Origin of the sequence: Nocardia sp. NRRL S-836, from assembly GCF_001279525.1 — a bacterium.
In the GTDB taxonomy this organism is placed as follows: domain Bacteria; phylum Actinomycetota; class Actinomycetes; order Mycobacteriales; family Pseudonocardiaceae; genus Lentzea.
Window position 1 is genome coordinate 48970 of record NZ_LGDY01000090.1, and the last position, 15220, is coordinate 64189.

Consider the following 15220-nt stretch of genomic DNA (forward strand, 5'->3'; position numbering starts at 1 on the left):
CCCTCACCGACCGGCGAGGTGACTAGTTGACGACGTCGTCCACGGAGGGCGACTCGGACCGCGACAGGTTGATGCCGAGGTTCGCGGCCGCGCGCTCCAGGTCCTCGTCGTCGCCGTCGCGCATCTCGATCGCGGCACCGTCCGAAGACAGCACCTCGACGTTGAGGCACAGCGACTGCAGCTCCTTGAGCAGCACCTTGAAGGACTCCGGGATACCGGGTTCCGGGATGTTCTCGCCCTTGACGATGGCCTCGTAGACCTTCACGCGGCCGAGCACGTCGTCGGACTTGATGGTGAGCAGCTCCTGCAGGGTGTATGCGGCGCCGTACGCCTGCATCGCCCAGCACTCCATCTCACCGAAGCGCTGACCACCGAACTGCGCCTTACCACCCAGCGGCTGCTGCGTGATCATCGAGTACGGGCCGGTCGAACGCGCGTGGATCTTGTCGTCCACCAGGTGCAGCAGCTTCAGGATGTACATGTAGCCGACCGACACCGGGAACGGGTACGGCTCACCCGAGCGACCGTCGAAGAGCTGCGCCTTGCCGTTCTCCTTGACCATCCGCTCGCCGTCGCGGTTCGGGACCGTCGAGCCCAGCAGGCCCGTGATCTCCTCTTCCTTGGCGCCGTCGAAGACGGGCGTGGCGGTCTTGGTGCCGGGGTCGACGTCGTAGAGCTCCTCGGGCAGGTTCTTCGCCCAGTCCGGGTCGCCGTTGATGCTCCAGCCCTGCTTGGCGATCCACCCGAGGTGGGTCTCCAGCACCTGGCCGATGTTCATACGACGCGGCACACCGTGGGTGTTCAGGATGATGTCGACCGGCGTGCCGTCCTCGAGGAACGGCATGTCCTCCACGGGGAGGATCTTGCCGATGACGCCCTTGTTGCCGTGGCGGCCGGCGAGCTTGTCACCGTCCTGGATCTTGCGCTTCTGGGCCACGTAGACGCGGACGAGCTCGTTCACGCCCGGAGGCAGCTCGTCGTCGTCCTCACGCGAGAAGACGCGGATGCCGATGACCTTGCCGTACTCGCCGTGCGGCACCTTGAGCGAGGTGTCGCGGACCTCGCGCGCCTTCTCACCGAAGATCGCGCGGAGCAGGCGCTCCTCGGGGGTCAGCTCGGTCTCGCCCTTGGGCGTGACCTTGCCGACGAGGATGTCGCCCGGCTGCACCTCGGCACCGATCCGGATGATGCCGCGCTCGTCGAGGTCGGCGAGGACCTCCTCGGAGACGTTCGGGATGTCCCGGGTGATCTCCTCGGCGCCCAGCTTCGTGTCGCGGGCGTCGATCTCGTGCTCCTCGATGTGGATCGAGGTGAGAACGTCGTCCTGCACGAGGCGCTGCGACAGGATGATCGCGTCCTCGTAGTTGTGGCCTTCCCACGGCATGATCGCCACGAGCAGGTTCTTGCCGAGCGCCATCTCACCGTTCTCGGTGCACGGCCCGTCGGCCAGGACCTGGCCCACCTCGACCCGGTCGCCCTCGTTGACGATGGGCTTCTGGTTGATGCAGGTGCCCTGGTTCGAGCGGCGGAACTTGTGCAGCGCGTAGGTGTTGCGCGCACCGTCGTCGGCCATGACGGTGATGTAGTCGGCGGAGACCTCCTCGACCACACCGGTCTTCTTCGCGACGACGACGTCACCGGCGTCGACGGCGGCGCGCAGCTCCATGCCGGTGCCGACCAGCGGCGACTCGGAGCGGAGCAGCGGCACGGCCTGACGCTGCATGTTCGCGCCCATCAGGGCGCGGTTCGCGTCGTCGTGCTCGAGGAACGGGATCATGGCGGTCGCGGCCGACACCATCTGGCGCGGCGAGACGTCCATGTAGTCGACGTCGGTCGGGTCGATGAACTCGACCTCGCCGCCCTTCTTGCGGACCAGGACGCGGTCGTCGGTGAAGTTGCCCTCTTCGTCGGTCGGCGAGTTCGCCTGCGCCTTGACGAAGCGGTCCTCCTCGTCCGCGGTCAGGTAGTCGATCTGGTCGGTGACCCGGCCCTCGACGACCTTGCGGTACGGCGTCTCGATGAAGCCGAACGGGTTGACCCGCGCGTAGGACGAGAGCGAGCCGATGAGGCCGATGTTCGGGCCTTCCGGCGTCTCGATCGGGCACATGCGGCCGTAGTGCGACGGGTGGACGTCGCGGACCTCCATGCCGGCGCGCTCACGGGACAGACCACCGGGACCCAGCGCCGACAGGCGGCGCTTGTGGGTCAGACCCGCGAGCGGGTTGGTCTGGTCCATGAACTGCGACAGCTGCGAGGTGCCGAAGAACTCCTTGATCGCCGCCACGACGGGGCGGATGTTGATCAGGGTCTGCGGCGTGATGGCCTCGACGTCCTGCGTGGTCATGCGCTCGCGGACGACGCGCTCCATGCGGGACAGGCCGACGCGGATCTGGTTCTGGATCAGCTCGCCGACCGTGCGCAGACGACGGTTGCCGAAGTGGTCGATGTCGTCGACCTCGACGGGGACCTCGGTGCCGTTGGCGCCGTCCATCATCGTCTCGCCGGCGTGCAGGCGGACCAGGTACTCGATCGTCGTGACGATGTCGTCCTCGGTCAGGACACCGGTGTTGATCTCGGTGTCCAGGCCCAGCTTCTTGTTGACCTTGTAACGGCCAACCTTCGCCAGGTCGTAGCGCTTGTCCTTGAAGAACAGGTTCTCCAGCAGGGCCTGCGCGGACTCCTTCGTGGGCGGCTCGCCCGGACGCAGCTTGCGGTAGATGTCGAGCAACGCCTCGTCGGTACCCGCGGTGTGGTCCTTCTCGAGCGTGGTCAGCAACGTCTCGCTGAACGCGAACCGCTCGCGGATCTGCTCGGTGCTCCAGCCCAGAGCCTTCAACAGCACCGTCACCGGCTGGCGACGCTTGCGGTCGATGCGGACACCCACGGTGTCGCGCTTGTCGACGTCGAACTCCAGCCAGGCACCCCGGGACGGGATGATCTTGACGCTGAAGACGTCCTTGTCCGTCGTCTTGTCGACCGCGGTGTCGTAGTAGACACCAGGCGAACGCACGAGCTGCGAGACAACCACGCGCTCGGTGCCGTTGATGATGAACGTGCCCTTGTCCGTCATCATCGGGAAGTCACCCATGAACACCGTCTGGCTCTTGATCTCGCCAGTGGTGTGGTTGGTGAACTCCGCCGTGACGAACAGCGGTGCCGCGTACGTCATGTCCTTGTCCTTGCACTCCTCGGTCGAGGCCTTGACCTCGTCGAAGCGCGGGTCGGAGAAGGACAGTGACATGGAGCCGGAGAAGTCCTCGATCGGCGAGATCTCGTTGAGAACCTCTTCGAGACCACCGGTCGGGGTCTCGTCACCGGCGTCGACGCGACGCTGGAACCACGCCTCGTCACCGGTGAGCCATTCGAACGACTGGATCTGCAGGTCAAGCAGGTTGGGCGTCTGAAGCGGCTCGTGAATCTTCGCGAAGGAAACTCGCTTCGGCGCTCCAGGGATCCCCGACGTGGAGTTGGTCGCAGCAGTGGCCTTGGTCGCGCGAGAGATCGCCAAGATGCGTCCTTCCAGGGACAAATAGCTGGCTAGAGCGAACTAGCACGGCTGTCTAGGGTGCGGCGCTGCTCGACTAATCCACGCTCTCGGCGAAGGGCAAGCGGAAAATGGGCAGCGCAAAGGGGCAGTCTAGCCACACGCACGGCGACTGTCGAGAGGCACCTGGAAGGACCCTCCTCTTGCTCACCGACAGAGTGACCCTGCATGAGCGCGCAGTCAAGATGTCGAGCGCTTATCCACTCTCTGGATGGAGCGGCGTTTACCGACTGTCATCCAGCTGACCTGCACAAACACGTGTGCGGCCGACTTGGTGGGAAGTTGACGGCCTCCAGCGTTCTCACAGAGCGCCACGAGAAGCCGTGTGACCGAGATCACGCGTGTCAGGTCTGGCGAGGGGGTGTTCGAGGTGCTTCCAAGGCCTTTTCGCGGGTCCTCGGAGGGTGTTGATCTTACTCCAAGGCCGGTGAGCGTTTGGCACCGACCGTCCGGCGGGTACGTGGGTGCCGGCGAAGGGTTGGCGCGGCCCTCCCGGGACGGCTGCCGGCGGGTGCACGCCGGGGAGCTTTCGTACTCCAGAAGCGCACGCGGGGTCCTCGTGTGACCGGGGAAGGGAACGTGGGAGTCCCGTGGGGTCGTCAGCAGCCCTGGAGTTGGCGGTCCTGGTCGGCGGTCGCGCCGAACATCTTCAGGTTGTCGATCTTCCAGCGGCCGCCGTCGGACACCGCGCCGACCTGGAGCATGGCGGTGCCGCCGCCGGACTGGTTGTCGGTGGTGCGGGTGGTGACCTGGTCGGCGAAGACCAGGACGGTGGCGCGGCCGTCGCGCAGGGACGAGACGGCGGAGGAGACGACGCGCACGGTCACGACCAGCTTCTGCTGCGGCGCGATCTCGCGGACCGGGCCGAAGACGGCGTTGTACTGGCAGAGCGCCCTGCCGGTGAGCAGCTCCTTCGCGGCCTTCTCGGTGGCGGTGACGTCGGCGAAGTTGTACGAGAACGACTTCTCGACGGCCTCGCGGACCTGGCCGTTCACCGCGGAGGTGGTGGCGGAGTCCACGAGGGCGGCGTCGTAGGTCACGGACCTGGACTTCGCCAGGAAGAACGTGCCGAGGCCCGCGAACACCACCGCGACCACGAGCAGCGCCACCGGCACCAGCCAGCCCGGCAGCGCCCAGCCCTCGGCGGTGGCTCCGCCCGCGGCGACCGGTTCGGCGACCGCGGCCGTGGCACCGGGCGACGGCTTCGGCGCCGGCTCGGGCCTGGGCTTCGCGGCCTTCGACTCGGCCGACGGCGGCCAGTCCAGCGCCTCCGCGGCTTTCGGCGCGGCGCCGCCGGTGTCCTCGGCGTCGTCTTCGGTGGCGTCCGCAGGAGCCTCCGCGGGAACGTCCGCGGGAACCTCCGCCGGGGCCTTCGACGTGCTCTCAGGAGCCTCGACGGCCTCGGAACCGGCCGTCTCCTCCACCTCGACGGCCTCGGGCGTCACAGCCGCCTCAGGAGCCTCGGCCGCGGCACCGGAACGGCGGTTCAGACCGGCCACGCGCGGACGGCCGCCGGCGGGCGGCGTGGGGATGGGGCGGCGGCGGGATGGAGGCACGTGCACTCGTCCAATCAACTCTGGCCGGATCAGACGCCGGCCCGCAGCGGGCCCAGCTGGCTCAGCTTCCAGCCGTCGTCCGTGCGCGTGAGCTTGGTCAGGTACCGGTTGATCTTGGTGACCGGCTGGCCGCCGTCGGGGGTCACGGTGCTCTCGACCACGGCGATCAGCTCGGCGGTGCCCGCGCGGTCGTCGAGCTCGGAGACCGCGGCGTCGAGGACCTTCGAGGTCGTCACCGACTTCGCGTCGACGAGCTGCTTCTTGCGCGAGTCCTTGTCCTTGTCGATCTCCGCGCGCAGCTCGCCGGTCGACGAGCTCAGCCAGCGCTGCAGGTCCTCGTCGACCTTGCGGTAGTCGAGCGTCAGGAAGTTCGTGATGCCGACCTCGCCCGCCCGCCGCGCCTCGTCGCGCGCCGAGGCGAACGACGACTCCGACGAGTGGGCCGCCGAGTACCAGGCGACGCCGGAGTAGGCGGCGAACCCGAAGCTCAGCACCGCGAGGACCGCCGCGACGGCCAGGAACGTCCTGGCGGTGAAGATCCGCACTACCTCTTCCCCTCTGGCAGGCCCAGCAGCTGGCCCAGCGACGTCAGCAGCGGCACCTCCGGCGCGGTGTTCTGCGTTCCGGTGGTCGGCTCCAGGCCGGGCTGGGTCACGGCGGTGCCGACCGGCGTCCCGCCGTACGGAGCATTCTGCGACCCGCGCACCGAGGTGGCACTTCCGGGCGCGAGGGCGCAGTAGGCCTGCGTGTTCAACGGTGCCGGCGAGGTGTCGTTGCCCGGCCGGATCCGCGTGCCCTCGTACCCGACCGTGCACGGCATCGGGTCGAACACGTTCAACGCCAGCCCGAAGTGCGCCGACCCGTCACCCGGCGCCACGGTGAAACCACCGCCCACGGCGATCGGGTACGTCACGGCGATCTGCTCCAGCCCGTCGCGCCGCGTGACCAGGATGTTCGAGGTGGTCAGCAGGTTCGCGAACACCACGCCGAGGTTCGGCCCGCTCTCCCGCAGCAGCGCCGACACCTGCTCGGACGCCGGCGGCACGGCCACGATCAACCGCCGCAGGTCGCCGTCGGAGGCCTTGAGCTGCTCGGCGAGCAACCGCAGGTCACCGCTGAACGACCGGATGGCGCCACCGGACGCGGCCTGCGTGGCCAGCACGATCCGCCCGTCCTTGAGCAGCTGCGTGGTCTGCGGCAGGTGCTCGCGCGCCGCGGCCGTGAACGCCGCGGTGTTGTCGATCAGCACCTGCAGGTCGCCGCCCGTGCCGTTGAACGCCGTGTGCAGCTCGTCGACCACGACCTTCAGCGAGTCCGTCGGCACCGAGGTGGCGAACGCGTCGAGGTTGGTCAGCAGCCCGTCCACCGGCGGCGGCGTCTTGGTCGCCGACCGCGGGATCACCGACCCGGCCTCCAGGTAGGGCCCGGAGTCGGTCCGCGGCCGCAGGTCCACGTACTGCTCGCCGACCGCGGACCGGTTCGCGACGACGGCCTCGGTCGCCGCCGGCACCCGCGGTGCGTCGGCGTTGAGCTCCAGGTCGGCCTCGACGCCGTCGGCGGTCAGCCGCAGCTGCCCGACCCGGCCGATCGTGACGCCGCGGTAGGTGACCTCGGCGTTGGAGAAGATGCCGCCGGAGTCGGCGAGCTGCATCGTCACGACCGTGGCCGACGACCGGAAGAGGCCGACGTAGTTCGCGCTGACGTACGAGATGCCCAGCAGCGCGACCAGCACGAACGCCACGACCTTGAGCTTGGTGCCCCTGGTGATCACTTGCGTCCACCTCCCAGCAGGCCGCCGAGGATGTCACCGAGTCCCGACCCGGTGCCCTGGCCGATGCCGGGCAGCGGGAGGTTCGGCAACGGCAGCGGGGTGCCCTGGCTCGGGGGCAGGATCCCGTCGAGCGGGGTCTGCCGCGACCGGCCGAGGTTGTCGAGGACGTTGCCCAGGTTGAGGTCGAGGTCGATGAACGCGTTGGTGTAGTCGCCCTTGATGCCGTCGACCGCCGCGTCCGGGAACGGGTAGGTCAGCATCAGCTCCAGCGCCTTCGGCAGGTTCTGCCCCGACTCCACGAGCTTGGTCAGGGTCGGTTGCAACGCCTTCAGGTCGGCCACGATGTCGTCGCGGCTGCGGTTGACCGTGTCCACCGCGACGTCGGAGAGCTTGTTCAACGACTGCAGCAGCGTCACGAGCTGCGTGCGCTGCTCGGCCAGCACCTTCAGGCCCGGCTCCAGGTCGGTCAGCGCGACGGTGATCTTGTCCCGCTGCTGCGCGAGCGTCCCGGCCAGCCGGTTCATCGAGTCGAGCGCACGGACGATCTCCGCCTTGTGCTTGTCCAGCTCCCCCACGAACGTGTCGAGGTTGCCCAGCAGTGACCTGATCTCCTGCTCGTTGCCCTCGAACGTCGCGTTGAGCTCCTTGGTGATGTTCTGCAGCTGCGCGACACCACCGCCGTTGAGCAGCAACGACAACGCGCCGAAGACCTCTTCGACCTCGGGGTTGCGGTTGGTCTTCTCGATCGGGATCACCGAGCCGTCCGCCAGCTTCCCGGCGGCCGGTTGCGCCTGGTCGTCCTTCGCGGGCTTGCCGAGCTCGACGAACTTCTCGCCCAGCAACGCCGACTGGCGCAGGTTCGCGTACGCGGTGGCCGGGAGCTGCACGTCGCCGTTGACGAGCAGCGTGACCTCGGCGGTCCAGCCGTCGGGAGCGAGGTCGATGCGCTCCACCCGGCCGACCGGCACGTCGTTGACCTTCACGCCCGCCTGCGGAACCAGATCCAGCACGTCCTTGAAGTGCGCCTTCACCCGGTACGGGTGGTCGCCCACGTCCGCGCCACCGGGCAGCGGCATGTTGTAGACGCCGTCGAACCCGCCGGAACCGCAGCCGGCGACCAGCACCAGCGCGGAGAGGGCCAGAGCGAGCCTCTTCACCTGGGCACCCCCGCGAGCGGCAGGGGCAGCGGCAGCTTGCCCGAGTTGAGGTCCCCGAGCACCTCGGCGGGCGACTTCAACGGGATCGCACCGCTCAGCAAGGGTTCCAGCTGCTTGCACGTGTTCGCGAGCACCGGCGGCACGTTGTTCGGCGTCGCCTGCTGCACCAGCTTGCAGATCAGCACGATCGGCGGCTGGTTGAGCTCGTTGATGTTCGCGCGGGTGTCGAGCGTGCCGGACGCCGCGTTGTAGGAGTTCTGCAGGTTGCCCAGCGCCAGCGGTGCCACGTCCAGCGTCTCGGCGAGCGCCGCGCGCTGGTTCACCAGCACCTGCGTGATCGACGCCAGCTTGTCCACGTTGGACTTGAGCCCGGCGCGGTTGTCCTTGATGAACCCCTGCACCTGCTGCAACGCGGTCGCCAGCTCGCTGAGCGCGGCACCGAGGTCGCCGCGTTCGTCGGCGAGCAGCTTCGACACGTCCGCGAGCTGCCGGTTGAAGTCCCGCACCTGGCTGTCGTTCGCGGCCAGCATCGCGGTGAACTTCTGCAGGTTGTCCACGGTCGCGAAGAGGTCCTCCTTCGACCCCGACAACGTCCGGGTGGCCTGACCGAGGTTCTTCAGCGTGTCGTTGAGCGCCTGGCCGTTGCCTTCGAGGTTCTTCGCCGCCGCGTTCAGCAGGTCCGCCAAGGCACCGTCGGCGTTCGCGCCGTTGGGGCCCAACGCGGTCGTGAGCTTGTCCAGCGACGAGTACAGCTCGTCCAGCTCGACCGGCGTCGCGGTGCGTTCCCGCGGGATCACGGCGTCGTCCGCGAGCGCCGGACCGCCGGTGTAGGCGGGCGAGAGCTGCACATACCGGTCGCTGACCACGCTCGGCGAGACCACGACGGCCTGCGCGTTCGCCGGCACCCGCACGTCGCGGTCGACGGTGAACACGACCTTCACGGTCTTGCCCTCCGGCGTGACCTCGTCGATGGTGCCCACCTTCACGCCGAGCACCCGCACGTCACCGCCGGGGTAGACACCGACGACCGCCGCGAAGTGCGCCGTGACCTTGCGGCCGTTCATGCCGTTGAAGACCCACCACAGTGCGGCGGTCAGCACCAGCGCGAGCACGCACGCGATCGCGATGAACCGGCCGGCCTTGCTGTTCACGACAGTCGTCATCGCTGCACCCCCGGCGGCAGGCAGCCTTCCTCGTTGAACCCGACGACGCCAAGGTTCACCGAGGGCGGCAGCAGACCGCAGATGTAGGTGTCGAACCAGCGGCCGTTGCCCAGGGTGTTCGCGAACACCCGGTAGAACGGCGCCAGCAACGCCAGGCTGCGGTCGAGGTTGTCCTGGTTGCGCTGCAGGATCGTGGTGACCCGGCCGAGCTGGTCCAGCGCCGGCCTGAGCTGGTTCTGGTTGTCCGTGACCAGCCCGGACAGCTCGCGGGCCAGGTCGCGGGTGCCGTCCAGCACCGCCCTGATCGACTCGCGCCGCTTGCGCAGCTCGCCGAGCAGCAGGTTGCCGTCCGCGAGCAGCTTCTCGAACTCGGCGTTGCGGTCGGCCAACGTCTTCGTCAGCTGCCGGGTGTTGTCCAGCAGCTTCGCGAGCTGCTCGTCGCGCGAGGAGATCGTCTTCGACAACGCCGACAGGCCGTCCAGCGCGCCGCGGACGTGCTCCGGCGAGTTCTTGAACGTCTCGGACAGCACGGTGAAGCTGTCCGCGAGCTGCTTGGTGTCGATCTGCCCGACGGTCGTCGCGAGCCCGTTGAACGCCTCGTTCACGTCGTACGGCGCGAGCGTGCGTTCCTTCGGGATCGGGTCGCCCGGCGACAACGGCTGCGAGCCCTGCGGGTCGAGCGCCAGGAACTTCTGGCCCAGCAACGTCTTGATGCGGATCATCGCGGTCGTCCGGTCACCCACCCAGGCGTCCTTGACCTTGAACGTCACCCGCACCCGGTCGCCGTTCAGCCTGACCTTGGTGACCTTGCCGACCTTCACGCCGGCGACGCGGACCTCGTTGCCCGGCACCAGACCGGCGGCCTCGCTGAAGTCCGCCGCGTAGCTCGTGCCGCCGCCCACGATCGGCAGGTCGTCGGAGTAGAACGCGGCGAGCAGCAGCAGTGCGATCAACGTCAGGCTGATCGCGCCGGTGGCGATGGGGTTGCGCTGCTTCATCGGCGGCACCTCTGCTGCGTCACCGGCAACGCCGTGATCGGGACCGGGTTGGTGATGACCGGCGGCACGGCGATCTGGCCGCTGGCCTCGCACAGGTAGAAGTTGAACCACGAGCCGTAGGTCGCGGTCCTGGTGATCGTCTCCAGCTTGTTCGGCAGCCGCTGGAGCACGCCCTCGACGAGCACCTCGTTGTCCGCCAGCGTCTTCGAGACGATGCCGAGCTGGGCGATGTCGTTGCGCAGCGGTTCGCGGCCCTGCTCCAGCAGGCCCGCGGTGGCGTTGGTCAGGTCGCCGAGCGCGGTGATGGCGTCACCGATCGGCTGCCGGTCCTGCGCGAGTCCGGACACCAGCTGCTGCAACGTGATCACGAGGTTGTTCAGGTCGTCGCCGCGGGAGTTCACGGTGTCGAGCGCGGTGTTGAGGTTGTCGACGACCTCGCCGATCACCTTGTCCTTGCCGGCCAGCGTGCTGGTCAGCGACGCCGTGTGCCGCAGCAGGCTGTCGATCGTGCCGCCCTCTCCCTGCAGCACCTGGATGATCTCGAACGACAGCTTGTTCACGTCCTCCGGCGACAGCGCCTGGAAGAGCGGCTTGAAGCCGTTGAACAGCACCGTCAGGTCGAGCGCGGCCTTGGTGCGCTCCAACGGGATCGTGCCGCCCTCCGGCAGCACCGCCCGCGTGTCACCGGTGCCGGCCTCGAGCGCGATGTAGCGCTGTCCCACCAGGTTGCGGTACTTGATCGTCGCGGTCACCGCCTCCGGCAGCCTGCGGTCGCCGTCGATCGAGAACGACACCTCGGCGACCTTGCGGTCGACCACCCTGATCTCGTCGACCTGCCCGACGCGGACACCGGCGATGCGGATGTCGTCGCCGGAGTTCAACGCGGTCACGTCGGTGAACCGCGCCTTGTAGTCGGTCGCGGCGCCCAGGTTGACGTTGGCGATGGTGACCGCGAGCAGGGTCGTGGCGAGGATGGTGACCACGGCGAACGTGATCAGCTTCAGCAGCGGGGCGAGCACGCCTTTCACCTGACCGTCACCTCCGTGCCGCGCACGAGCGGACCGAGCAGCAGGCTCGACCAGCCGGGCACGTCCTGCGGGTCGACGCCCATCCGCGGGCCGAACAGCGCCGCGATCATGCGGGCCTCCTCCGGCGAGTTCGCGAGGTTCAGCGCGGCCGCGGCCGACGGCGAGGTGGCGTTGCCCGCGGTGGCGGGCGGCAGGATCCCGTCGTTGGCCACGCGCGCGGGCGGCGGCGAGCTGGAGCCGTCCTTGACCGGGCCCTCCGGCGGGTACTGCGGGAACGGGTCGGGCCGCGGGATCAGGTCGTAGCAGCGCGGACCGCGCTTGTCCTGGTACTTCGGGTCGTCCACGCCGGGCTTGTACTTGCCGCGGTTGTTCGTGATCTCCAGCGTGATGTGCAGGCCGGGCTCGTTGGTGCCCTCGCCGAACGCCTTGGCGATGACCGGCTGGAACTCCGCGAGGCCCTTGAGCAGGCACGGGTACTCGGGCGCGTACTTGGCCAGCAGCTCGAGCGTCGGCCGGCTGGTGTCCGCCAGCTGGATGATGTTGTTCTTGTTGACCGCCAGGAAGCTCGTCAGGTCCTGCGAGGTCGTGGTCAGCGAGCCGTACAGGGCGAGCAGGTTGTCGCGCTGGTCGACGACGGTCTTGGTCGTCGTGGTCATGTCGTTGAGCGCCTGCAGCAGGTCCGGCGCGGCGTCGGAGTAGACGTTCGCGACGTCCGCGAGCCTGGAGATGTTCTCCTTCAGCGCGGGCAGCTGCGGGTTGAGCTCACCGAGGTAGGCGTCCAGGGACACCAGCGTCTGCCCGAGCGGCTTGCCGCGGCCGTCGAGTGCCTGCGACAACGCCGTGAGGGTCGTGGCGAGCTTCTCCGGCTGGATCGCCTGCAGCACCGGCATCAGGTTGTTCAGCACCCGTTCCAGCTCGATCGCGCTGCTGGTGCGGTCCTGCTCGATCACCGCGCCCTCGCGGATCGCGGAGTCCTTGCGCTGCGGCAGCACGAGGTTCACGTACCGCTCGCCGAACAACGTCTTGGGCAGCAGGCGCGCGGAGACGTTGGCGGGGATCAGCCCGACCTTGTCCGGCAGCAGCGCGAGCTCCAGCTCGGCGCCGTTGCCGCTGGTGCGGACGGCCTTGACCGAGCCGACGATCAGCCCGCGCACCTTGACGTCGCTCGCGGCCATCAGCTGGTTGCCGATGTGGTCGGTCTTGAGCGTCACCTTCACGTAGTCGCCGAAGGCGTCCTTGTACAGCGCCACCGTGAGCGACAGGAACATCGCGATCACCAGGAGGAACGCGACACCGAGCAGCCGTTTCCTCATCCCGCGATCCTCACCGTCGTCGTCGCACCCCAGATCGCGAGGCTCAGGAAGAAGTCGAGCAGCGCGGTCGTGACGATCGCCGTCCGCACCGCGCGCCCCACGGCCACGCCGACGCCCGCGGGTCCACCCGAGGCGCGGTAGCCGTAGTAGCAGTGGGTCATGATGATCACGACCGCGAAGACCAGCACCTTGCCGAACGACCAGAGCACGTCGACCGGTGGCAGGAACAGGTTGAAGTAGTGGTCGTACGTGCCCGCCGACTGGCCGTAGAACTCGACCGTGATCGTCCTGGCCGCCAGGTAGCTCGTGAGCAGGCCGATCACGTACAGCGGGATGATCGCGACGAACCCGGCGATGATCCGCGTGGTGACCAGGAACGGCAGGCTCGGGATGCCCATGACCTCCAGCGCGTCGATCTCCTCGGAGATCCGCATCGCGCCGAGCTGCGCGGTGAAGCCGGACCCGACCGTCGCGCTCAGGGCGAGGCCCGCGACCAGCGGCGCGATCTCGCGGGTGTTGAAGTAGGCGCTCACGAAGCCGGCGAACGCGCTCGTGCCGATCTGGTTGAGCGCCGTGAAGCCCTGCAGGCCCACGACCGTGCCGGTGAAGACGCTCAGCCCGACCATCACGCCGATCGTGCCGCCGATGACCGCGAGCGCGCCGGAGCCGAAGCTCACCTCGGCCAGCAGCCGCAGCGTCTCCTTCGAGTACCGCTTGAGCGCACGCGGCGTCCACGCCAGCGCCTTGAGGTAGAACGCCAGCTGGTCGCCGAAACCATCCAGTGTGGACAGTGCCTTGTTCGCCATCAGCTCCCCTTCGCGGGCACGACCTGCAGGTAGATCGTGGTGAGGACGAAGTTGACGAAGAACAGCAGCAGGAACGTGATGACCACGGCCTGGTTCACCGCGTCCCCGACGCCCTTCGGCCCGCCCGCCGGGTTGAGCCCCCGGTACGCGGCCACGATGCCCGCGATGAACCCGAAGATCAGCGCCTTGAGCTCGCTGATCCACAGGTCCGGCAGCTGCGCCAGCGCGCTGAAGCTCGCGAGGTAGGCGCCGGGCGTGCCGTCCTGCATGATCACGTTGAAGAAGTAGCCACCGAGCACGCCGACGACGCTGACCATGCCGTTGAGCAGCACGGACACCAGCATCGCCGCCAGCACCCTGGGCACCACCAGCCGGTGGATCGGTGACACGCCGAGCACTTCCATCGCGTCGATCTCTTCGCGGATCGTGCGGGACCCGAGGTCCGCGCAGATCGCCGAGCCGCCCGCGCCCGCGATGAGCAGGGCCGTCACGATCGGGCTGGCCTGCTGGATGATCGCGAGCACGCTGGCCGCGCCCGTGAACGACTGCGCGCCGATCTGCCGCGTCAGGCTGCCCAGCTGCAACGCGATGACCGCGCCGAACGGGATCGACACCAGCGCCGTCGGCAGCACCGTCACGCTGACGATGAACCAGCTCTGCTGGATGAACTCGCGCAGCTGGAACGGCCGGCGGAACGTCGTGCGCACCACGTCGATGCCGAGCTGGCACAGCTTCCCGGTCTCCCGCAGCGCACCGGCGCCGGGGAACGTCGTCGGCGCGGTCACAGCACACCGCCGTGCCGCGGCCACGGGCTCGGCGTCACGCTGCCCGCGTGCACGCCGTACCGCACCTGCTCATCGGGTGTGAGGCTCTCGATGATCCCCAGCTGGGCCTCGTGGGGCAGCTGGTGGATGATCGACATGACCCGGTCCTTGCGCCTGCGCACCGCGTCCCGGTACGGCAGCCCCGGCGTCGGTTCCAGCTGCGGGATGATCCCGCGCACGTCCCCGTCGGGCGACCCGTCCGAGTGCCCCGCGTCCGCGTGCGCCTGCTCCGCGGCCATCGTGGCCTGGTCCTTCTCCTCCGACATGCCGATCGGCCCGAGCCGCCGTCCGTTGAGGAACTGCTCCACGACCGGCTCGTCGCTGGTCAGCAGCACCTCGCGCGGCCCGAACATGACCAGCTCGCGGCGGAACAGCATGCCGAGGTTGTCCGGCACCGTGCGCGCGATGTTGATGTTGTGGGTGACGATCAGGATCGTCGCGTCGATCTGCGCGTTGAGGTCGATCAGCAACTGGCTCAGGTAGGCGGTCCTGACCGGGTCGAGGCCCGAGTCCGGCTCGTCGCACAGGATGATCTCGGGGTCCAGCACCAGCGCCCTCGCGAGCCCCGCCCGCTTGCGCATGCCGCCGGAGATCTCACCGGGGAGCTTCTTCTCCGCGCCGACGAGACCGACCATCTCCATCTTCTCGAGGACGATCCGCCTGACCTCGGCCTCGCTCTTGCGGGTGTGCTCGCGCAGCGGGAAGGCGATGTTGTCGTACAGGTTCATCGACCCGAACAACGCACCGTCCTGGAACAGCACGCCGAACATCTTCCGGATCTCGTACAGCTTGTGCTCCGAGCACCGCACCAGGTCCGTGCCGTTGATGACGATCTTGCCCTGTTCGGGCTTGAGCAGCCCCACCAACGACTTCAGGAACACGCTCTTGCCGGTACCCGACGGCCCGAGCATCACGCTGACCTCACCCGGCGGCAACGTGAGCGTGACGTCCTGCCAGATGGTCTGCTTGCCGAAGGACTTCGTCAGACCCTCGACGACCACCTCGACGCCCATCCGCACCTCCGCACACACCCGACGACGCCGGGGGGATCGGCGTCACA

The 15220-nt window shown here is 68.5% G+C and carries 12 protein-coding genes; all 12 read right to left on the reverse strand.

The window, feature by feature from the left end:
* Window positions 1–22: 22 nt before the first annotated feature.
* Window positions 23–3508 (reverse strand): DNA-directed RNA polymerase subunit beta, encoded by a 3486-nt coding sequence (locus ADL03_RS10350; RefSeq protein ID WP_053733161.1) that lies wholly within the window; start codon window positions 3506–3508, stop codon window positions 23–25.
* 635 nt (window positions 3509–4143) lie between these two features.
* Window positions 4144–5100, reverse strand: a complete 957-nt coding sequence (locus ADL03_RS10355; RefSeq protein ID WP_157528440.1) for a hypothetical protein — start codon at window positions 5098–5100, stop codon at window positions 4144–4146.
* 29 nt (window positions 5101–5129) lie between these two features.
* Window positions 5130–5645, reverse strand: coding sequence for a hypothetical protein (locus ADL03_RS10360; RefSeq protein ID WP_053733163.1), 516 nt, complete (start codon window positions 5643–5645; stop codon window positions 5130–5132).
* Window positions 5645–6871, reverse strand: coding sequence for an MCE family protein (locus tag ADL03_RS10365; RefSeq protein WP_053733164.1), 1227 nt, complete (start codon window positions 6869–6871; stop codon window positions 5645–5647). The genes ADL03_RS10360 and ADL03_RS10365 overlap by 1 nt, the downstream gene beginning before the upstream one ends.
* Window positions 6868–8028 (reverse strand): MCE family protein, encoded by a 1161-nt coding sequence (locus ADL03_RS10370; protein WP_053733165.1) that lies wholly within the window; start codon window positions 8026–8028, stop codon window positions 6868–6870. Before ADL03_RS10370 ends, ADL03_RS10365 begins: the two co-directional genes overlap by 4 nt.
* Complete coding sequence (locus ADL03_RS10375; RefSeq protein WP_053733166.1) at window positions 8025–9191, reverse strand: MCE family protein; 1167 nt, start codon at window positions 9189–9191, stop codon at window positions 8025–8027. The genes ADL03_RS10370 and ADL03_RS10375 overlap by 4 nt, the downstream gene beginning before the upstream one ends.
* A complete protein-coding gene (locus tag ADL03_RS10380) occupies window positions 9188–10189 on the reverse strand; it encodes an MCE family protein (RefSeq protein ID WP_053733251.1) in 1002 nt (333 codons plus the stop codon). Before ADL03_RS10380 ends, ADL03_RS10375 begins: the two co-directional genes overlap by 4 nt.
* Window positions 10186–11217, reverse strand: a complete 1032-nt coding sequence (locus ADL03_RS10385; RefSeq protein WP_053733167.1) for an MCE family protein — start codon at window positions 11215–11217, stop codon at window positions 10186–10188. Before ADL03_RS10385 ends, ADL03_RS10380 begins: the two co-directional genes overlap by 4 nt.
* On the reverse strand, window positions 11214–12530 hold the full coding sequence (locus ADL03_RS10390; RefSeq protein WP_053733168.1) for an MCE family protein: 1317 nt from the start codon (window positions 12528–12530) through the stop codon (window positions 11214–11216). Before ADL03_RS10390 ends, ADL03_RS10385 begins: the two co-directional genes overlap by 4 nt.
* Window positions 12527–13336, reverse strand: coding sequence for an ABC transporter permease (locus ADL03_RS10395; protein WP_053733169.1), 810 nt, complete (start codon window positions 13334–13336; stop codon window positions 12527–12529). Before ADL03_RS10395 ends, ADL03_RS10390 begins: the two co-directional genes overlap by 4 nt.
* Window positions 13336–14121, reverse strand: coding sequence for an ABC transporter permease (locus tag ADL03_RS10400; RefSeq protein ID WP_053733170.1), 786 nt, complete (start codon window positions 14119–14121; stop codon window positions 13336–13338). Before ADL03_RS10400 ends, ADL03_RS10395 begins: the two co-directional genes overlap by 1 nt.
* Complete coding sequence (locus tag ADL03_RS10405; RefSeq protein ID WP_053733171.1) at window positions 14118–15173, reverse strand: ABC transporter ATP-binding protein; 1056 nt, start codon at window positions 15171–15173, stop codon at window positions 14118–14120. Before ADL03_RS10405 ends, ADL03_RS10400 begins: the two co-directional genes overlap by 4 nt.
* Window positions 15174–15220: the final 47 nt, after the last annotated feature.

Bases quoted from the DNA above. Each gene is read 5' to 3' on its own strand.
- ADL03_RS10380 (WP_053733251.1), bottom strand. From the start codon at position 10,189: ATGAAGCAGCGCAACCCCATCGCCACCGGCGCGATCAGCCTGACGTTG.
- ADL03_RS10390 (WP_053733168.1), bottom strand. From the start codon at position 12,530: ATGAGGAAACGGCTGCTCGGTGTCGCGTTCCTCCTGGTGATCGCGATG.
- ADL03_RS10395 (WP_053733169.1), bottom strand. From the start codon at position 13,336: ATGGCGAACAAGGCACTGTCCACACTGGATGGTTTCGGCGACCAGCTG.
- ADL03_RS10405 (WP_053733171.1), bottom strand. From the start codon at position 15,173: ATGGGCGTCGAGGTGGTCGTCGAGGGTCTGACGAAGTCCTTCGGCAAG.
- ADL03_RS10375 (WP_053733166.1), bottom strand. From the start codon at position 9,191: ATGACGACTGTCGTGAACAGCAAGGCCGGCCGGTTCATCGCGATCGCG.